19 protein-coding genes are annotated in these 19,266 nt (G+C 62.1%); 9 read left to right on the top strand and 10 right to left on the bottom strand.

Going from position 1 to position 19,266, the window contains the following annotated elements:
- Nucleotides 1–67: 67 nt before the first annotated feature.
- From secB to LIY36_RS25745, 3 genes are read right to left on the bottom strand one after another with little or no spacing between them, the layout of a single operon-like run.
- Complete coding sequence (secB, locus tag LIY36_RS25755) at nucleotides 68–547, bottom strand: protein-export chaperone SecB (protein WP_226457629.1); 480 nt, start codon at nucleotides 545–547, stop codon at nucleotides 68–70.
- Nucleotides 548–581: 34 nt separating this feature from the next.
- Nucleotides 582–833 (bottom strand): glutaredoxin 3, encoded by a 252-nt coding sequence (grxC, locus tag LIY36_RS25750; protein ID WP_192298402.1) that lies wholly within the window; start codon nucleotides 831–833, stop codon nucleotides 582–584.
- A gap of 1 nt (nucleotide 834) precedes the next feature.
- On the bottom strand, nucleotides 835–1,248 hold the full coding sequence (locus tag LIY36_RS25745; protein ID WP_192298403.1) for a rhodanese-like domain-containing protein: 414 nt from the start codon (nucleotides 1,246–1,248) through the stop codon (nucleotides 835–837).
- Between the two features lie 151 nt (nucleotides 1,249–1,399).
- Between LIY36_RS25745 and gpmI the strand changes: the two genes are divergently transcribed.
- The 6 genes from gpmI (at nucleotide 1,400) to LIY36_RS25715 (ending at nucleotide 9,616) form a co-directional block, all read left to right on the top strand.
- Nucleotides 1,400–2,926, top strand: a complete 1,527-nt coding sequence (gpmI, locus tag LIY36_RS25740) for a 2,3-bisphosphoglycerate-independent phosphoglycerate mutase (protein ID WP_226457628.1) — start codon at nucleotides 1,400–1,402, stop codon at nucleotides 2,924–2,926.
- Between the two features lie 259 nt (nucleotides 2,927–3,185).
- Entirely contained in the window at nucleotides 3,186–4,481 is a 1,296-nt protein-coding gene (locus LIY36_RS25735; protein ID WP_192298405.1) for a murein hydrolase activator EnvC family protein, read from the top strand.
- Between the two features lie 30 nt (nucleotides 4,482–4,511).
- Complete coding sequence (locus tag LIY36_RS25730) at nucleotides 4,512–5,828, top strand: S41 family peptidase (RefSeq protein ID WP_192298406.1); 1,317 nt, start codon at nucleotides 4,512–4,514, stop codon at nucleotides 5,826–5,828.
- A gap of 1 nt (nucleotide 5,829) precedes the next feature.
- On the top strand, nucleotides 5,830–6,615 hold the full coding sequence (locus tag LIY36_RS25725; RefSeq protein WP_226457627.1) for a divergent polysaccharide deacetylase family protein: 786 nt from the start codon (nucleotides 5,830–5,832) through the stop codon (nucleotides 6,613–6,615).
- A gap of 66 nt (nucleotides 6,616–6,681) precedes the next feature.
- A complete protein-coding gene (locus LIY36_RS25720) occupies nucleotides 6,682–8,271 on the top strand; it encodes a serine protease (RefSeq protein WP_226457626.1) in 1,590 nt (529 codons plus the stop codon).
- Nucleotides 8,272–8,350: 79 nt separating this feature from the next.
- Nucleotides 8,351–9,616 (top strand): Vps62-related protein, encoded by a 1,266-nt coding sequence (locus LIY36_RS25715; RefSeq protein ID WP_226457625.1) that lies wholly within the window; start codon nucleotides 8,351–8,353, stop codon nucleotides 9,614–9,616.
- Here LIY36_RS25715 and LIY36_RS25710 read toward each other — a convergent pair.
- The 7 genes from LIY36_RS25710 to LIY36_RS25680 all read right to left on the bottom strand — a co-directional run bounded on the left by LIY36_RS25710 (nucleotide 9,569) and on the right by LIY36_RS25680 (nucleotide 15,320).
- Nucleotides 9,569–10,324, bottom strand: a complete 756-nt coding sequence (locus LIY36_RS25710) for a substrate-binding periplasmic protein (RefSeq protein WP_226457624.1) — start codon at nucleotides 10,322–10,324, stop codon at nucleotides 9,569–9,571. The genes LIY36_RS25715 and LIY36_RS25710 overlap by 48 nt on opposite strands.
- A 66-nt stretch (nucleotides 10,325–10,390) precedes the next feature.
- On the bottom strand, nucleotides 10,391–11,161 hold the full coding sequence (hisF, locus tag LIY36_RS25705) for an imidazole glycerol phosphate synthase subunit HisF (protein ID WP_003171107.1): 771 nt from the start codon (nucleotides 11,159–11,161) through the stop codon (nucleotides 10,391–10,393).
- A 9-nt stretch (nucleotides 11,162–11,170) separates the two neighbouring features.
- Nucleotides 11,171–11,908 carry a 1-(5-phosphoribosyl)-5-[(5-phosphoribosylamino)methylideneamino]imidazole-4-carboxamide isomerase gene (gene hisA / locus LIY36_RS25700; protein ID WP_008435688.1) on the bottom strand — a complete coding sequence of 246 codons (738 nt, stop codon included), beginning with the start codon at nucleotides 11,906–11,908 and terminating at the stop codon, nucleotides 11,171–11,173.
- Nucleotides 11,909–11,947: 39 nt separating this feature from the next.
- Nucleotides 11,948–12,205, bottom strand: a complete 258-nt coding sequence (locus LIY36_RS25695) for a DUF2164 domain-containing protein (RefSeq protein WP_133076491.1) — start codon at nucleotides 12,203–12,205, stop codon at nucleotides 11,948–11,950.
- Nucleotides 12,206–12,844: an imidazole glycerol phosphate synthase subunit HisH gene (gene hisH, locus LIY36_RS25690; RefSeq protein ID WP_226457623.1), complete on the bottom strand. Its 639-nt coding sequence runs from the start codon at nucleotides 12,842–12,844 to the stop codon at nucleotides 12,206–12,208.
- Nucleotides 12,844–13,437, bottom strand: a complete 594-nt coding sequence (gene hisB, locus LIY36_RS25685) for an imidazoleglycerol-phosphate dehydratase HisB (protein WP_003218037.1) — start codon at nucleotides 13,435–13,437, stop codon at nucleotides 12,844–12,846. The genes hisH and hisB overlap by 1 nt, the downstream gene beginning before the upstream one ends.
- A gap of 221 nt (nucleotides 13,438–13,658) precedes the next feature.
- Nucleotides 13,659–15,320 (bottom strand): OFA family MFS transporter, encoded by a 1,662-nt coding sequence (locus LIY36_RS25680; RefSeq protein ID WP_226457622.1) that lies wholly within the window; start codon nucleotides 15,318–15,320, stop codon nucleotides 13,659–13,661.
- A 326-nt stretch (nucleotides 15,321–15,646) separates the two neighbouring features.
- Between LIY36_RS25680 and LIY36_RS25675 the strand changes: the two genes are divergently transcribed.
- Genes LIY36_RS25675 through LIY36_RS25665 form a run of 3 tightly spaced genes read left to right on the top strand, consistent with a single transcriptional unit; the run spans nucleotide 15,647 to nucleotide 19,202 of the window.
- Nucleotides 15,647–17,869 carry an AsmA family protein gene (locus tag LIY36_RS25675; protein WP_226457621.1) on the top strand — a complete coding sequence of 741 codons (2,223 nt, stop codon included), beginning with the start codon at nucleotides 15,647–15,649 and terminating at the stop codon, nucleotides 17,867–17,869.
- A complete protein-coding gene (gene mutY / locus LIY36_RS25670; RefSeq protein ID WP_192298416.1) occupies nucleotides 17,866–18,933 on the top strand; it encodes an A/G-specific adenine glycosylase in 1,068 nt (355 codons plus the stop codon). Before LIY36_RS25675 ends, mutY begins: the two co-directional genes overlap by 4 nt.
- Entirely contained in the window at nucleotides 18,930–19,202 is a 273-nt protein-coding gene (locus LIY36_RS25665; RefSeq protein ID WP_192298417.1) for an oxidative damage protection protein, read from the top strand. The genes mutY and LIY36_RS25665 overlap by 4 nt, the downstream gene beginning before the upstream one ends.
- The last annotated feature ends 64 nt before the right edge of the window (nucleotides 19,203–19,266 follow it).

The raw sequence follows: 19,266 nt of genomic DNA, 5'->3' as shown, positions 1-19,266 counted from the left end.
TATCGACTGATGGACCGCATTCGCGAGCAAGCCCGCTCCCACATTTAGTTCTGCGTCAGGTTCAGGATTACTGAACCGTCGAAGAACCTTCCTGTTGCATGCGCTGCAGCTCTTGCGCGTACAGGGCATCGAAGTTCACCGGAGCCAGCATCAGCGCCGGGAACGAGCCACGGGTGACCAGGCTGTCCAGGGTCTCACGGGCATACGGGAACAGGATGTTCGGGCAGAACGCGCCCAGGGTGTGGCTCATGGAGGCTTCGTCCAGGCCCTGGATCAGGAAGATACCGGCCTGTTGCACTTCAGCGATGAAGGCAACTTCTTCGCCGTTCTTGACGGTGACCGACAGGGTCAGCACGACTTCGTGGAAGTCGCCTTCCAGTGCCTTTTGACGGGTGTTCAGGTCCAGCGCGACGCTTGGGGTCCATTCCTGACGGAAGATGGCCGGGCTTTTCGGCGCTTCGAACGACAGGTCACGCACGTAGATGCGCTGCAGCGAGAACTGTGGGCTTTGGTCTTGCGCAGCTTCGGTGTTCTGTTGGTCAGTCATCGCAGATCCTTGTGATCTTGGGGTCTTTTAGGGGTTAGGCGAGCAGCGCATCAAGCTTGCCGGCGCGCTCCAGGGCAAACAGGTCGTCGCAACCACCGATATGCCGGGTGCCGATCCAGATCTGCGGCACGGACGTGCGCCCCGCTTTCTGGGCCATCTCGGCACGCACCTGGGGTTTGCCGTCGACCTTGATCTCTTCGAAGGCAACGCCCTTCTGCTCCAGCAAGGCCTTGGCCCGCATGCAGTAAGGGCACCAATCGCTGGAATATACGACAACCTGGCTCATATCACTTCACCAGCGGAAGGTTGTCGGCTTTCCAGCTGCCGATACCGCCGGACAGTTTGGCGGCAGTGAAACCGGCCTTGAGCATTTCGCGGGCGTGGGTGCCGGCGTGTTGGCCCTGGGCGTCGACCAGGATAATGGTCTTGGCCTTGTGCTTTTCCAGCTCGGCCATGCGCGCGACCAGCTTGTCCTGTGGAATGTTCAGGGCTCCGACGATATGGCCGGCGGCAAATTCCTTGACCGGGCGGATGTCCACGACAACGGCCTCATCCTTGTTGACCAGCGCGGTCAGCTCCGATGTGCTCAGGCTGCGGCCACCACGGCTCATCTCGTGAGCGATCAGCAGCGCCAGCAGGATGACGAAGGCACCCACGAGCAGATAATGGGCAGTGGCAAATGCAATCAGGTGATCAACCATCAAGGAGGTTCCAGGGCGTTAAAATGGCGGTAAGTATACACAGCCGTCAGGGGGGGCCAACCCCCGTAAAGCGGTGACGCGGTTGGAACTTCGCTTTAAACTGCCACTCCCTTTTCAATCGCCTTCCTTTATTACCGCCACGAGAGGATCTATGACTACTACGCCTAAACCTTTGGTCCTGATAATTCTCGATGGCTTCGGACACAGCGAAAGCCACCACGACAACGCGGTGTACGCGGCCGACAAGCCGGTCCTCGACCGCTTGACCGCCAGCATGCCCAACGGCCTGATTTCGGGTTCCGGCATGGATGTCGGCCTGCCGGACGGCCAGATGGGCAACTCGGAAGTCGGCCACATGAATCTCGGCGCCGGACGAGTGGTCTATCAGGACTTCACCCGCGTCACCAAAGCGATCCGCGACGGCGAGTTCTTCGAGAACCCGACCCTCTGCGCCGCCGTCGATAAAGCTGTCGCTGCCGGCAAGGCCGTGCACTTCATGGGCCTGCTGTCCGATGGCGGCGTGCACAGCCACCAGGACCACCTGGTCGCCATGGCCGAGCTGGCCTTCAAGCGCGGTGCCGACAAGATCTACCTGCACGCCTTCCTCGACGGCCGCGACACCCCGCCGAAAAGCGCGCAATCGTCCATCGAACTGCTCGACGCCGCCTTCGCCGCCCTGGGCAAGGGCCGCATCGCCAGCCTCATCGGCCGCTACTTCGCCATGGACCGCGACAACCGCTGGGACCGCGTGTCCCAGGCCTACAACCTGATCGTCGACGGCCAGGCCGAGTTCAACGCCGCCACCGCCCAGCAAGGCCTGGAAGCCGCCTACGCCCGTGGCGAAAGCGACGAGTTCGTCAAAGCCACCACCATCGGTGAGCCGGTCAAAGTCGAAGACGGCGACGCCGTGGTGTTCATGAACTTCCGCGCCGACCGTGCCCGCGAACTGAGCCGCGTGTTTGTCGAGGATGACTTCAAAGAGTTCGCGCGCGCGCGCCAGCCGAAAGTGCACTACGTCGGCCTGACCCAATACGCCGCCAGCATCCCGGCCCCCGCCGCTTTTGCACCGGGCAGCCTGGAAAACGTGCTGGGCGACTACCTGGCGAAAAACGGCAAGACCCAGCTGCGCATTGCCGAAACCGAAAAATACGCCCACGTGACCTTCTTCTTCTCCGGCGGCCGTGAAGAACCGTTCCCGGGCGAAGAGCGCATCCTGATCCCATCGCCAAAAGTCGCCACCTACGACCTGCAGCCGGAAATGAGCGCACCGGAAGTCACCGACAAGATCGTCGACGCCATCGACAACCAGCGTTACGACGTGATCGTGGTCAACTACGCCAACGGTGACATGGTCGGCCACAGCGGCAACCTCGCCGCCGCGATCAAGGCCGTGGAATGCCTGGACACCTGCGTCGGCCGTATCGTCGAGGCTCTGGAGAAAGTCGGTGGCGAAGCGCTGATCACCGCCGACCATGGCAACTGCGAGCAGATGTCCGACGAATCCACCGGCCAGGCCCACACCGCCCACACCACCGAGCCGGTGCCGTTCATCTATGTGGGCAAGCGCGACCTGAAAGTGCGCGAAGGCGGCGTGCTGGCGGATGTGGCGCCGACCATGCTGAAGCTGATGGGGCTGGAGAAGCCGGTTGAAATGACCGGCACTTCGATTCTGGTCTGATCCACAGCACACCACCAACCCCTTGTGGAAGCGGGCTTGCCCGCGAATGCGTTCGTTCAGTCGACAGCTTCAGTGACTGACACACCGTATTCGCGGGCAAGCCCGCTCCCACATTGGTTTTGCGTCGTTTGGAAGATGTCCTTTTGCCATCTCCCCACCGCTCGGCACCTATCTTGCCCACCAGCCCGAATTGGGCGTTTTTTTTGCAGCGCTTGCCGGGCATACTAGGCCGTCCATTTCCCTGGTGTCGCCCGCCTCTATGCTTCGCGCCCTGATTACCCTTGCCCTTGCCTGCCTGCTCCAACCGGCGTTTGCCGATGAGCGCGCACAAACCCAACAACAGTTGGACGCCACGCGTCAGGACATTACCGAGCTGAAAAAGCTGCTCGGCAAGCTCCAGGAAGAAAAATCCGGGGTGCAGAAAGACCTGCGCGGCACAGAGACCGAGATGGGCAAGCTGGAGAAGCAAGTCCAGGAGCTGCAAAAAGAACTAAAGAAGAGCGAGTCGGAACTGGAGCGACTCGACGCTGAGAAAAAAAAACTCCAGGGCGCCCGCGTTGAACAGCAACGCCTGATCGCGATCCAGGCCCGTGCCGCCTACCAAAGCGGCCGCCAGGAATACCTCAAGCTGCTGCTCAACCAGCAGAATCCGGAAAAATTTGCGCGCACCCTCACCTATTACGACTACCTGAGCCAGGCGCGCCTCGCGCAATTGAAGGGTTTCAACGAAACCCTGCGCCAACTGGCCAACGTCGAACAGGAAATTGCCGACCAGCAATCGCAGCTGCTTGACCAGAAAACCGCCCTGGACACCCAGCGCGACCAACTGGAGCAGGTGCGCAAGGAACGCCAGCTGGCCTTGGCCAAGCTCAATGACGACGTAAAAGCCCGCGACGCCAAGCTGCAGGCCCGCGAGCAGGACCAGGCCGACCTGGCCAAAGTGCTCAAGACCATTGAAGAAACCCTGGCGCGCCAGGCACGCGAGGCTGAAGAAGCGCGGCAAAAAGCGCTGATCGCCCAGCAGGAAGCCGAAAAAAAGCGCCAGCGTGAGGCCGAGCTGGCCGCCAGCTCGGACGCCCCGGCGCCGCGTAAACCGGCGCATGCAGCCCCTGGCCCACTGGTTTCCAGCGCCGGCGAGAACTTCGGCGGTCCTTTTGCTTCAGCCCGCGGCAAACTTCCATGGCCTGTTGATGGTCGATTACTGGCACGCTTTGGGGAAACCCGTGGTGATGACACCCGTGCCAAGTGGGACGGCGTGATGATCAGCGCCTCCGCCGGTAGCCAGGTGCATGCCGTTCACGGTGGGCGCGTGGTGTTTGCCGATTGGCTGCGGGGCGCCGGTTTGTTGGTGATTTTGGATCATGGTAATGGCTATTTGAGCCTTTATGGCCACAATCAGACATTACTCAAGTCGGCAGGTGATGTTGTAAAAGCCGGTGAATCCATCTCCACTGTCGGTAACAGTGGTGGCCAGGACACCCCGGCGCTGTACTTCGCTATTCGTCAGCAGGGTCGCCCGAGCGATCCTGCACAATGGTGCCGTTCCCAAGGATAGGGCCGCACCTACATTAGGAGTTCGTTCGACATGCTGCATTTGTCCCGCCTCACTTCGCTGGCTCTGACGATCGCCCTGGTGATCGGCGCGCCTCTGGCTTTCGCCGACCAGGCCGCACCGGCTGCACCTGCCGCCTCGGCCGCGACCACCAAGGCGCCGTTGCCGCTGGACGAGCTGCGCACCTTCGCCGAGGTCATGGACCGGATCAAGGCAGCCTATGTCGACCCCGTAGACGACAAGACCCTGCTGGAGAATGCCATCAAGGGCATGCTCAGCAACCTCGACCCGCACTCCGCCTACCTGGGCCCGGAAGATTTCGCCGAGCTGCAGGAAAGCACCAGCGGTGAATTCGGCGGCCTGGGCATCGAAGTCGGCGCCGAAGACGGCAACGTCAAGGTCGTCTCGCCCATCGATGACACCCCGGCGTCCAAGGCCGGCATCCAGGCCGGCGACTTCATCGTCAAGATCAATGGCCAGCCTACCCGCGGCCAGACCATGACCGAAGCCGTCGACAAGATGCGCGGCAAGATCGGCCAGAAAATCACCCTGACCCTGGTGCGCGACGGCGGTGCGCCATTCGACGTGACGCTGACCCGCGCGACCATCACGGTCAAGAGCGTGAAGAGCCAGTTGCTGGAGTCGGGCTACGGCTACATCCGCATCACGCAGTTCCAGGTCAAGACCGGCGACGAAGTGGCCAAGGCCCTGGCCAAGCTGCGCAAGGACAACGGCAAGAAGCTCAACGGCATCGTGCTCGACCTGCGCAACAACCCCGGTGGCGTGTTGCAGGCGGCGGTGGAAGTGGTCGACCACTTCATCACCAAGGGCCTGATTGTGTACACCAAGGGCCGTATCGCCAACTCCGAGCTGCGTTTCTCGGCCACGGGCAACGACCTCAGCGAAGGCGTGCCCTTGGCCGTGCTGATCAACGGCGGCAGCGCCTCGGCCTCGGAAATCGTCGCCGGCGCCCTGCAAGACCAGAAGCGCGGCGTGCTGATGGGCACCACCAGCTTCGGCAAGGGCTCGGTGCAAACCGTGTTGCCGCTGAACAACGACCGCGCCCTGAAGATCACCACCGCGCTGTACTACACGCCGAACGGTCGCTCGATCCAGGCCCAGGGCATCGTGCCGGACATCGAAGTACGCAAGGCCAAGATCACCAACGAGGCCGACGGCGAGTACTACAAGGAGGCCGACCTGCAAGGTCACCTGGGCAATGGCAACGGCGGTGCCGACAAGCCTAGTGGCAGCGGCGTCAAAGCCAAGCCGATGCCGCAGGACGATGACTACCAACTGGCCCAGGCGCTGAGCCTGCTCAAGGGCTTGAGCATCACCCGCAGCCGTTGATATGCGTTTTGCCCTGATCATCGCTGTGCTGTGCAGCCTGGCAGGCGTCGCGCAAGCGGCCCCTGCCGGCGCGCCGCACAAAGCCTACCTGACCCTCATCATCGACGACCTTGGGCAAAACCTGCCCAGGGATCGCCGTGTATTGGCCCTGCCCGGCCCGGTAACCACCGCGATCATGCCCGACACGCCCCACGCCGCCGAATTCGCCCGCGAGGCGCACAAGGCCGGCAAGATCGTTATCCTGCACATGCCCATGGACCCGGCCACCGGCCCGTTCGCCTGGCACCCCGAGCTGCCCATCGAAGAGCTTGGCAAGCGCCTGGACGCCGCGTTCAAGGCCGTACCCTACACCGCCGGCATCAACAACCACATGGGTAGCCGCATGACCGCGCAACCGGCAGCCATGGCCTGGTTGATGGATGAGCTGCAACGGCGCAACAAGTTCTTTGTCGACAGCCGTACCAGCGCGCAGACGGTGGCCGCCGCCCAAGCGCAGAAGATCGGCCTGGCCAGCGTTTCCCGCGACGTGTTCCTGGATGACGAGCGCACCGAAGCGGCGATCACCGCGCAACTGCAGACCGCAATCAAGCTGGCCCACAAACAAGGCTCGGCAGTGATGATCGGCCACCCGTACCCGCAGACCCTGGCGGTACTCGAGCGTGAATTGCCCAAGCTCAAGGCCCAGGGCGTGGACTGGATCGACATCAAGCTGATGATCAGCCTACGCAGCAACCAGGCGATGGCCGGGCATGGCAAGGACGGCACCTACCGTCCCGCAGCTAGGTAAGTACCACCCACCCCCAACCCCGGTCCTGAATAGTGCGCCTTTAGGTTCACGCTTACAGGACACTTCATGAACATCACCCACCTCACACTCTGCGCCCTGCTGCTCGGCAGCCTCACCGGATCACTCACAGCTGCACCGCGGGATTTCGGCGAAGGCCTGCCGAACAGCAGCCCCGCACGCATGCTCAGCAACGCGCGCCATGAACACGACCACTGGAATGGCGTCGGCCGTATTCGCAACGAAGCCCAGACCCTGTGTACGGCTACGTTGCTGGACACCCGCGACGCCGCCGGAAAATCCGGCCCGGCCTACGTACTCACCAGCAGCCATTGCCTGCACCGCCTCAACGGCGCAGTGCAAAAGGACCTGCCGATCAAAGGCAGCATCAGCTTCAACTACTTCGACGACACCCTGGAGTCGATCAAGACCTATTCGCTCAAGACCCTGAAATGGGGCAGTAGCCAAGGCATGGACCTGGCCATTATCGAATTGCAGACTTCACTGGCGGCCTTGCTCAAGGCCGGAATCAACCCACTCAAACTCGCCGAAGAAGTCCCTGCCGATGGCAATGACATCCTTGCCCTGACCGCTCCGGAATGGGACACCCTGCACCTCGGCGCATGCGTCCAGCAAAGCTCCCAAGAGCTGGTGGAGCAACCGTTCGTATGGCGCGTCACCCTGAAAAACCAATGCCCGGGCATCATGCGCGGCAGCTTTGGCGGGCCTCTGCTCGACCGTGCAACCAACACCGTGTTCGGCATTCTCAGCACCAGCACCAGCGGCCAACCCGAGGAGCGCAAATGCCAGCGGGACGCGCCGTGCGAAGTCAACCAAGGCCAAGCCTCCTGGCACGCCGAGACCAACTATGGCAGCCCGGTGACGTTCCTCAACCGCTGCTTCGCGGCCGGGGTATTGAAACCCGACAGCGAGCACTGCGACCTCTTCCCGACAACCACGATCACCTTCAAAAATCCGGAGCCGATCCAGCAGTACTTCATCAAGCAGCCTGGCACCAAAGGCAAGGACATCGTGCCGCGCTGGAACCTGGCCTTCACCACCAACACCCCGTTCTACCGCTACAAGACCACACGCCGTGCGATTGACTGCGAAAACCCGGTGCACTACAGCTCGCCCATCAACGCCGAAAACGCCCACATCAACGATGCCATCGGCCCACAGACCGGCATGCAGATGCTGTGCATCGTCGGCGTAGCTTCCGCCGAACAACCTGTGACCAACGGCATGATGCGCAACGCGTTGACCCTGGCCGTCGAACTCGCCGAACCCGGGCCGGCGCGCACGCCCAACCTGACGATCAGCCTCGACAAACATGGGCTGGGGGCCTACACCGTGATCTGGAACCTGGCCTCGCCATTCATGCATCGCTACACCTACAAATATGGCCCGGCCGCGACCACCGATTGCCTGCGTCCTGCCGCCTACTTGCCAATCCCACCCCCGCCATTGCTCACCGAAGTGGACGAGGACGAGCCCATTGACCTGGTGCGGCCCCTCAATGACTTCCCTGGGATGCAGACGGAAAAGTTCGCCCAACTGATCAGCGTCAGAAACACGCCAATCAAGATTTGCACGTATGCATTCGACCAGGCCGACCAACCTTCAACCCTGCGGGTCGATCTGCTCAAGCCGCGCTGAATGCACCCTACATAGCTACCGCTGGACGCCGCCGGGATTGACCGATAGTGCCCCCTCCAATCAACTGGAGAGATTCCCCATGAATCCGCTGCAATTCAACGACCTGCTCATCAGCTTTACCTGCGAGTTCCTGCCGCTGTGGAACGACAAGGGGTCAGGCGCCCACCGCGCCATCGGCCTGTGGCGGCCCAGCACGACATCCGACGCCCTCAGTCAGTTTTTCCCACTGGGTGACATCGCCACCGGCAGCTATCGCAACATCAATCAACGCAAGATCGTCGCCGTGGTCAGCGATGCCAACAAGGTCAATGGCACCGCACTGCGCCCGCCGGCAGACTATGAGCAAGTGTGGAAGGATGCAGGCTCGGGTGCACGAAACGATTTTTCCATCTGGCGGCCGCTGCCACCTGAAGGCTATGTAGCTATGGGCCTGGTGTGCGGCGTAGGTTATGAAAAACCTTCGAGCAATGCCGTACGCTGCGTGCGCGCCGACCTGGTGACGAGCGCCCAGCCCGGCGATTTGATCTGGAGCGACGAAGGCAGTGGCGCCTCTCGGGACTTCAGCGCCTGGTCGATCAGAGTGCCGGACGCAGCGCCCGGCGAGATCAACCTGGCGCCCGGGACGTTCGTCGCCAACGCACGCTACACCCGGCCCACCGAGCCGACCTACGCACTGCGCCTGCCCCTCAGCGCGCCACTGCGCGAACCCCCGCCACCGCCGGTCCTCACCAGTTACGCCGGCCCCGACGAGGCGGCAACCACGCCCACGACCCATGTGTGCCTGCTGCCGTGGTTCAGCGTCAAAGACCCGGAGTTGAATGCCATCGAACAGCTGCTGTCCTCACCGACCTACCGCCTGGAACGCACCGACCGCCATCTGTTCGCCGGCTTCGGCCACAACACCACCGACACCAGCCAACCGTTCATGTGGACCGCCAACAAGGGCGAAACAGGCAACCATTCCAGGGCCCTGGCCGCGACAACCTGCGTCGATCTGTGCAGCGAATGGCCTCCCAAATACCGTGTATTCGAATTGAATTTCTCGGCGCATCTGGAACAGGACTTCACCCACACCCAACGTTCGGCCAAGGGCTGGAATCAAGCCTCGTCGCTGGACATCATCACCTACGTTCCCGCCAACAAGGCCGTCGCCGCTTACCTGATCCAGAGCGAATACCGCTTGCTGCGCCAGGACGGCAGCCAGGTGTCGACCACCGTCAGCTACACCAGCGGCGATCAAATCTATATGAGTGAATTTCCCCGCGAAGAATCGCCGCCGGCGGTGACGCAAGCCGCGCTAGAGGTAGCGGGCCATGATCTCGTCGATGAGACCGTCGCGCCGTAGCTGATCGAGCGTCGCCTGCAGCTTGAGCACCACCTCGTCCGGCACTTGCTTGTTGAGCGCCAGGTACAACTGCGCACTGTTGAAGCGCAGCACGGTCTTGAGGCCGGTGACGCCCACCTGGCGGGCGAGGTAGCGCCCGGCGGGATCGCCGGTGGCCCACAGGTCGATCTGACCATCCAGCAGCTTTTGCGCATTGTCCTGGTCGCGCAATACCACTACCGGGTTGAGGCCCTGCTTCTCCAGGGTCTGGGCAATGGCATCGCCCTTGTATGCGCCGATCCTGTAACGGCGCGCATGTTCGAGGTCAGTCAGTTGGATCGTGCTGTCGGCCTTGGCCAGCAGCACCCAATCGTCCGGGCCGATGGGGCCGACCCATTTGAACAGGGACTCGCGGTCCGGCAGGCGAGCCATCACGAATACGCCGTAGCCGGGTTTTTCCAGGGCGAGCTTGTAGATGCGCTCCCAAGGAAAACGCAGGGTCAGGTTGTAGGAAATGCCGGCACGCTTGAAGGTCTCGCGGACGATGTCCACGGCAATGCCTTCGATGTTCTCTTCCTTGGCGAAGTTCTTGCCGTTCTTCGCCATGTTGTACGGCGGGAAGTTTTCCGTCAGCAGCACCAGGGAGGTGTCGGACGGCTCCTCGGCGTGGACAGAACCCGCCAAAAGAATGGAGGTACTGGCGAGGACGAGCAGAAGATCTTTGAACATGAAGGTTACCGGAATCCATGGCAAGCGCAGAGAGTGCCCCGCGCCTGCCATGGTGTCCAGCAGCGTTTAGCGAACGACGATACCGCGCGCCGCCATGTAGGCCTTGGCCTCGGGAACGGTGTATTCGCCAAAGTGGAAAATACTCGCCGCCAGTACCGCACTGGCATGGCCTTCGATGACACCGTCGGCCAGATGTTGCAGGTTGCCGACACCGCCGGAGGCGATCACCGGGATACCCAACGCATCGCTGATGGCGCGGGTTACGCCCAGGTCGAAGCCGTTTTTCATGCCGTCCTGGTCCATGCTGGTCAGCAGGATTTCACCGGCGCCCAGGCCTTCCATTTTCATCGCCCACTCCACCGCGTCCAGGCCGGTCGGCTTGCGACCGCCGTGGGTGAAGATCTCCCAGCGCGGGGTTTCACCCGGGCCGGAGACTTTCTTGGCGTCGATGGCCACCACGATGCATTGCGAGCCGAAGTGCTGCGCGGCTTCGCCGACGAACTCCGGGTTGAACACGGCGGCGGTGTTGATCGAAACCTTGTCCGCACCAGCATTGAGCAGGTTGCGGATGTCTTGCACGGTACGCACGCCACCGCCCACGGTCAGCGGGATGAACACCTGGCTGGCCATGCGCTCGACGGTATGCAACGTGGTGTCGCGACCGTCGACGCTGGCGGTGATGTCGAGAAAGGTAATCTCGTCGGCACCTTGCTCATCGTAGCGACGGGCGATTTCCACCGGGTCGCCGGCGTCACGGATGTTTTCGAACTTGACGCCCTTGACCACGCGACCGTTGTCGACGTCCAGGCAAGGGATGATGCGTTTGGCCAGCGCCATGGTCAGTCCTCAGCCGTTATAGGCGTCGCAGTAAGCCTGGGCTTCGGCGACGTCCAGGGTACCTTCATAAATCGCGCGGCCGGTGATGGCGCCGATGATGCCGGGCGCCTTGGCGTCCAGCAGCGACTTGATGTCACCCAGGTTGTGAATGCCGCCCGAAGCGATCACCGGGATTCTGGTCGCCGCAGCCAGCGCCGCAGTGAACGGCACGTTGCAGCCCTGCATCATGCCGTCTTTGGCGATGTCGGTATAAACGATGGCAGAAACGCCGTCGGCTTCGAACTGCTTGGCCAGGTCGATCACCTGCACCGTGCTGATTTCAGCCCAGCCGTCGGTGGCGACGAAACCGTCCTTGGCGTCCAGGCCCACGATCACTTTGCCCGGGAACGCGCGGCAGGCTTCGGCGACGAAGGCCGGGTCTTTGACGGCCTTGGTGCCGATGATCACGTAGCTCACGCCGGCCTTGACGTAGTGCTCGATGGTTTCCAGGGAACGGATACCGCCACCGATCTGGATCGGCAGGTTCGGGTAGCGCTTGGCGATCGCCGTGACCACTTCACCGTTCACCGGCTGGCCTTCAAAGGCGCCGTTCAGGTCCACCAGATGCAGACGACGGCAGCCCCCTTCCACCCATTTGGCAGCCATGCTCACCGGATCATCGGAGAACACGGTGGAGTCTTCCATGCGGCCTTGGCGCAGACGTACGCAGGCGCCGTCCTTGAGATCGATAGCGGGGATAATCAGCATCTGGCAAACCTTATTCGATATTCAGCAATGCTTGGGAAATCAGGGTTTCTCAAGCGACCACAGGTCGCTTTCGATGCTTTCGAAGCGCTCTTTGAGCAGCGTCTGTGCGTCGAAAATCGCCCTGTTGTAATAGTGCGGAGCAACTTCGGTGGTGAACAGTTCGAGGATCTCGGCGACCTCGAACGAACCCAGCTTCAGCTCGAAGCGATCTTCCATGAACCGCTTGATCTTGAGGGTAGCCTCACTCTCCTGTTCGGGCGTGAGGTTCAAGAGCGGCAACTTCGGCTTCTTGGCCATTTACCAGCTTCCGTTCCAGGTGGCGAAGTTCTGCAGCAATTGCAGGCCATGGGTATGGCTTTTCTCCGGGTGGAACTGCACGGCAAAGCGCGAACCTTCGGCCAGCGCGGCGGCGAAGTCGACGCCGTAGTGCCCGCCACCCACCACCTGGCCCGGGTTACCGGCGGCGATGTAGTAGCTGTGCACGAAGTAGAAACGCGCCAGGTCCGGGATGTCGTGCCACAGCGGGTGGTCGACGGTCTGGCTGACCTCGTTCCAGCCCATGTGCGGCACTTTGAGGTGTGCGCCGTCTTCATGCAGGTCCTTGCCGAAGAACTTCACCTGGCCCGGGAACAGCCCGATGCAGTCGACGCCATCGTTCTCTTCACTGCGATCGAGCAAGGCTTGCATGCCCACACAGATGCCGAGGAACGGACGGTCCTGGCTGACTTCACGCACCAGGCTGTCGAAGCCCAGGCGGCGGATCTCGGCCATGCAATCGCGAATCGCGCCAACGCCGGGGAATACCACCCGGTCGGCTTCGCGAATCACGTCTGCATCGCTGGTGATCAGCACCTTGCCGGCACCTACGTGTTCGAGGGCCTTGGCCACCGAGTGCAGGTTACCCATGCCGTAATCGATAACCGCGACCGTCTGCATTACAGGACGCCCTTGGTCGAGGGCATTTGCCCGGCCATGCGATCATCCAGCTCCACGGCCATGCGCAGGGCGCGGCCGAAAGCCTTGAACACGGTTTCGATCTGGTGGTGGGTGTTGGTGCCGCGCAGGTTGTCGATGTGCAGGCTGACAAGTGCGTGGTTGACGAAACCCTGGAAGAATTCCTGGAACAGGTCGACGTCAAAACCGCCCACGGTGGCGCGGGTGTAGGGCACGTGCATCTGCAGGCCTGGGCGGCCGGAGAAGTCGATGACCACACGCGACAGCGCTTCGTCCAGCGGGACATAGGCGTGGCCGTAGCGACGGATGCCTTTCTTGTCGCCGATGGCCTTGGCAAATGCCTGGCCGAGGGTGATGCCAACGTCTTCCACCGTGTGGTGGTCGTCGATGTGCAGGTCGCCCTTACTGACGATATCCAGGTCGATCAGCCCATGACGGGCGATCTGGTCCAGCATGTGCTCAAGAAAAGGTACACCGATATCAAATCGGGCCTTTCCGGTGCCATCCAGGTTGATCGAGGCTTTGATCTGGGTTTCCAGAGTGTCGCGCTCGACGGACGCCTTACGTTCGGCCATCACCAGCTCCGCAAAATCATTGGGCGAAAAAGGCAGCCATTATAGGGGCGCGGGCGCCAAACAGAAACATCGGAGGGGATAAGACTGATGGAGTGTCGAGGATAGACATGTGCATACAACTGTGGGAGCTGGCTTGCCTGCGATGCGGGCACCTCGGTCACTCAGACAGACCGAGGTGATGCTATCGCGGGCGAGCCAGCTCCCACAGGGTTTTTGCGGTATTAGTGGAACAGTACCGCCGTCTTCTGCAGGGTCACCCACACACCCCACGCCAACGGAATACCGACCACCAGCCACGCGGCAATCGCCAATGGCACGGTGCCGGGCGCCGCTTTCCATTCCAGGGAAGTGGTGGCGTCCGCACCTTTGTCATGCCCCAGCGCCTGCTCGGCCGCCAGTTCGGCATCGGTCATGAAGTACTTGTCCGCCACCGGGCGGACCAGCATGTTGCAGACGAACCCCAGCACCAGCAGGCCAGCGAGGATATACAAGGTGATGTCGTAGGCCGCGGCACGTTCAACGCCGATGCTCAGTTGATATTCACGCAGGTAGTTCACCAGCACCGGGCCCAATACGCCCGCCGCAGCCCATGCGGTCAGCAGGCGACCGTGGATCGCGCCGACCATCTGCGTACCGAACAAGTCGGCCAGGTAAGCCGGAACCGTCGCAAAGCCACCGCCGTACATCGACAGGATGATGCAGAACGCCGCCACAAACAGCGCCACGTTGCCCAGGTGCCCCAGGTTCGGGATCAGCGCGTACAGGGCAAAGCCCAGGGCGAAAAACACGAAGTAGGTATTTTTACGGCCCAGGTAGTCGGAGAACGATGCCCAGAAGAACCGGCCACCGATGTTGAACAAGCTCAGCAGCCCGGTGAAGCCCGCCGCGATGGCGGCGATGGACGCCAGTTGACCCGCATCCAGCTGGCCGAACGGCACATCCACGCCCAGCAATTTGCCGCCGAACACTTCCTGCAGCAGTGGCGAAGCCATGCCAAGGATACCGATACCGGCAGACACGTTCAGGCACAGCACCAGCCACACCAGACGGAATTGCGGGGTCTTCCACGCCACATTCACGTGCACGTGACGGTGGGTGATCATCGCATTGCTGGCTTTTTTCGCCGGCGCGGTCCAGCCCTCAGGCTTCCAGCCGGTCGGCGGTACGCGGTAGGACAAGGCGCCGCCGATCATGAACACGAAATAGATCGCGGCCATCACCAGGAAGCTCTGCCATACCCCCACGCTGTCGGGCGTGGCGAAGTGGCCCATCAAGGCTGCCGCCAACGGGGCGCCCACCATCGCGCCGCCGCCGAAGCCCATGATCGCCATGCCGGTCGCCATGCCGCGCTTGTCCGGGAACCACTTGATCAGGGTCGACACGGGCGAGATGTAGCCCAGGCCCAGGCCAATGCCGCCAATCACGCCGGAACCGATCCACATCAGCCAGATCTGGTGGGTGTAGATACCCAACGCCGAGATCAGCAGGCCGCCACACCAGCACAGCGCCGATACGACACCGGCCTTGCGAGGCCCGGCATGTTCCAGCCAGCCGCCCCAGATCGCTGCCGAGCAGCCCAGGAAAATGAAGAACAGGGTGTAGATCCAGCCCAGCATGGAAATGGGCCAGTCGCATTGGGACGAGAAGACTTGTGCGATAAAGCTCATGTCCGGCGCGCAGGCCAACGGCTTGGTGATCCCCAGCGCCTTCGACAACGGCAGCCAGAACACCGAAAAACCGTAGGCCATGCCGATGCACAGGTGGATAGCCAGCGCGGCCGGCGGGACCAGCCAGCGATTGAAGCCCGGCTTGGCGATGATGCGCTCCTTGGACAGGAACGCAGGCTGTGCGGCAGTTAAAGCTGCCGCAGTGCTTGTGCTCATTGGTGTTTCCCCCAGTTGTTAGTATGTGTTCGTCAGGCGCTCTCTCCCTCGGCCTTGCACGCAAAGCGTTGGCCGTTGTTTTGAGTCAAGCTCCATTTGATGCGCGACGTTGTGTCGCAGAAGGCAGACGAACCCGCGCAGATTAGCACCTGTGAATGCCAGAAAAACCAAACTGACATCACCTTTTTCGGGTTATCTGTTTTATTTGACGCCAAAATCCCGTTTTGCTGGGCGTGGATACAATGTAACGATCGGCGAACTGACGTACGGTTACCGGCGGTATACTCTTCGGCTAAATTTTAATCTCGACATACAAGGACTCGCCCATGAAAGCGTTCGGCAAAATCCTGGGTCTGGTACTTCTCGGGCTGTTGCTGATCATTGTGGCGCTGGGCTTTGCCCTGACCCACCTCTTCGATCCCAACGACTATAAAGACGAGATCCGCCAGATTGCCCGCGACAAGGCCCACATTGAGCTGACGCTCAATGGCGACATCGGCTGGAGCCTGTTCCCCTGGCTCGGCCTTGAGCTGCACGAAGCCAGCGTGGCGACCCTGACCACTCCGACACAACCGTTCGCCGACCTGCAAATGCTCGGCCTGTCGGTGCGCGTGCTGCCGCTGCTGCGCCGCGAAGTGCAGATGAGCGATGTGCGCGTCGAAGGCCTGAACCTGCGCCTCAACCGCGACAAGCAGGGCCACGGCAACTGGGAAGACATCGGCAAGACCGTACCGGTCGCCAGCACCGAAGCGCCTGCCACTGCGCCCGCGCCTGCCGAGCCGGCTGCCGAGGCCAAGCCGGAGAAGCCGCCGCAGCCGATCCGTCTGGACATCGACAGCCTGACCATCAACAACGCCCGCGTGGAATACAACGACGAGCAGACCGGCAAGCAATTCAGTGCTGAAAGTATCCAGCTGAGCGCCGGTGCGATTCACGATGGCGCGAGCATTCCGGTGAAGCTCACCGCATTCTTCGGCAGCAACCAGCCAGTGATGCGCGTCAAGACCGAGCTCAATGGCAACCTGCGCATCCAACGTGCGCTCAAACGCTACCAGTTCGAAGACATGCGCCTGAGCGGCGAGGCCACCGGCGAGCCACTGCAAGGCAAGACCGTGACGTTCTCCACCCAAGGGCAGATTTTGGTGGACTTGGCGGCGAACATCGCCGAATGGACCAACTTGAAACTGTCGGCCAACCAATTGCGCGCCCTGGGCGAGCTGAAGGTCAACGACCTGGACAAGACAGCCCAACTGAACGGCGCCCTGTCCATCGCCCAATTTGACCTGGCCAAGTTTCTCGACAGCGTGGGCAACCCATTGCCAGCGATGGCCGAGGGCAGCCTGAGCAAGGTCGAGCTGGTCAGCCGCCTGGCGGGTACGCCCACCAGCGTGGTCCTCGACGACCTGAACCTGAAGGTCGATGGCAGCACCTTCACCGGGCGCATTGCCGTGGAAGACTTCGCCAAGCAATCGCTGCGGGTCCAGCTCAAGGGCGATACGTTCAACGTCGACAATTACCTGCCGGCCAAGTCCGAAGCCGCCAAAGGCGCAACCGCCGCACGCCAGGCCGAAGTGCAGAACAGCGAAGCCGGGGCCATGGCCGCCGGTGGTACCACGCCGCTGCCGGACGCACCCACCAAAGGCGCCTGGAGTACCGACAAGCTGCTGCCCGTGGCACGCCTGCGCGCGCTGGACGTGAATGCCGACCTGGCCTTCGGCCAATTGACCTTGAGCAAGCTGCCGATCCAGAACGCGGTGCTCAAAGCCACCGGCATCGACGGCCAACTCAAGCTCAGCACCCTGAGCGGCAGCCTCTACAACGGCTCCTTCCAGGCAACCGGCAACCTTGACGTGCGCCAGGATATTCCTGTGTTGGCGCTGCAAAGCCAGATCAGGCAAGTGCCGGTCGAGCGCATCCTGCAAGCCCAGGGGCAAACGCCGCCGGTGAAGGGCCAGGTCACCCTCGACAGCAACCTCAGCGGCCGCGGCAACAGCCAGAAAGCCCTGATCGACAGCCTCAACGGCACCGCCAGCTTTGTGATCAACAACGGCGTGCTGCTCAACGCCAACCTCGAACAACAGCTGTGCACCGGCATCGCCCTGCTCAACCGCAAGACCCTGAGCAGCGCACCGCAAGGCAAGGACACGCCGTTCCAGGAACTGCGTGGCAACCTGACCTTCCGTAACGGCGTCGCCAGCAACCCGGACCTGAAAGTGCGCATCCCGGGCCTGACGGTCAACGGCAACGGTGACATCGACCTGCGCGTGCTGGGCATGGACTACCGCGTGGGCATCCTCGTCGAAGGCGACCAGCGCGAAGTACCGGACCCGGCCTGCCAGGTGGGCGCCAACTTCCAGGGGATCGAAGTGCCGCTGCGCTGCCGTGGCCCGCTGGAACTCGGCGCCAAGGCTTGCCGCCTGGACAAGGACGGCCTCGGCCAGGTCGCTATCAAGGCCGCCGGCAACAAGCTCAGCGACAAACTTGAAGAGAAGCTCGACAAGGTCAACCCGCAGCTCAAAGACGCGCTCAAAGGTCTGTTCAAACGATGAGAAACGAGCAGTTTTCAACGGCGGTGCTGGATTGGTACGACCGCCACGGTCGCCACGACCTGCCCTGGCAACAGGGCATCACGCCTTATCGGGTGTGGGTCTCGGAGATCATGCTGCAACAGACCCAGGTCAGCACCGTGCTGAATTATTTCGACCGTTTCATGGCCTCGCTGCCGACGGTCGAAGCCCTGGCCGCCGCACCGGAAGACGAGGTGCTGCATTTGTGGACCGGCCTGGGCTACTACACCCGCGCACGCAACCTGCAAAAGACCGCGAAGATTGTGGTGGCCGACTATGGCGGCGAGTTTCCCCGGGACGTGGAAAAACTCACTGAGCTGCCGGGCATCGGCCTGTCTACCGCCGGCGCAATCGCGAGCCTGAGCATGGGCCTGCGCGCACCGATCCTCGACGGCAACGTCAAGCGCGTGCTGGCACGCTTTACCGCGCAAGAGGGCTACCCGGGCGAACCCAAGGTCGCCAAGCAGCTGTGGGCCACGGCAGAGCGCTTCACACCCCATGATCGCGTCAACGCCTACACCCAGGCGATGATGGACATGGGCGCCACCCTCTGCACCCGCAGCAAACCCAGCTGCCTGCTGTGCCCGCTGGAAAAAGGCTGCGAAGCCCACATGCTCGGCCTGGAGACCCGCTACCCGATCCCCAAGCCGCGCAAGACCATCCCGCAGAAGCGCACGCTGATGCCGATGCTGGCGAACGCCGAGGGCGCGATCCTGCTTTACCGCCGCCCATCGACAGGGCTCTGGGGTGGGCTGTGGAGCTTGCCGGAACTGGACGACCTGCAAGACCTGGAACACCTCGCCCACCAGCACGCGCTCGAACTGGGCAAGCAACAGGAACTGCCGGGGCTGGTCCACACCTTCAGCCATTTCCAACTGGCCATCGAACCCTGGCTGGTACGGGTCGAGGAATCCGCCCATCACGTGGCCGAGGCCGACTGGCTCTGGTATAACCTCGCCACCCCGCCGCGCCTGGGCCTTGCCGCCCCGGTCAAGAAACTGCTGAAGCGCGCGGCCGATGTTTTGAATGCAGGAGTGTCGTCATGACCCGCACCGTAATGTGCCGCAAGTACAAAGAAGAACTGCCAGGCCTTGAACGCCCTCCGTACCCAGGCGCCAAGGGCCAGGACATTTACGAGCATGTCTCTGCCAACGCCTGGGGCGACTGGTTGAAACACCAGACCCTGCTGATCAACGAAAAACGCCTGAACATGATGAACGCCGAAGACCGCAAGTACCTGGCAGGCGAGATGGACAAGTTCTTTTCCGGCGAGGATTACGCCAAGGCCGACGGCTACGTGCCACCTGCTCAATAATTGATCAAAAACCGGGGTCGGCACGTAAGCGACGGTAATAATTAAATATTTTTTGAAAACTTGC

Origin of the sequence: Pseudomonas sp. AF03-9, assembly GCF_020515815.1 — a bacterium.
Lineage (GTDB): Bacteria > Pseudomonadota > Gammaproteobacteria > Pseudomonadales > Pseudomonadaceae > Aquipseudomonas.
This window is presented reverse-complemented; position numbering and strand designations above follow the sequence as displayed.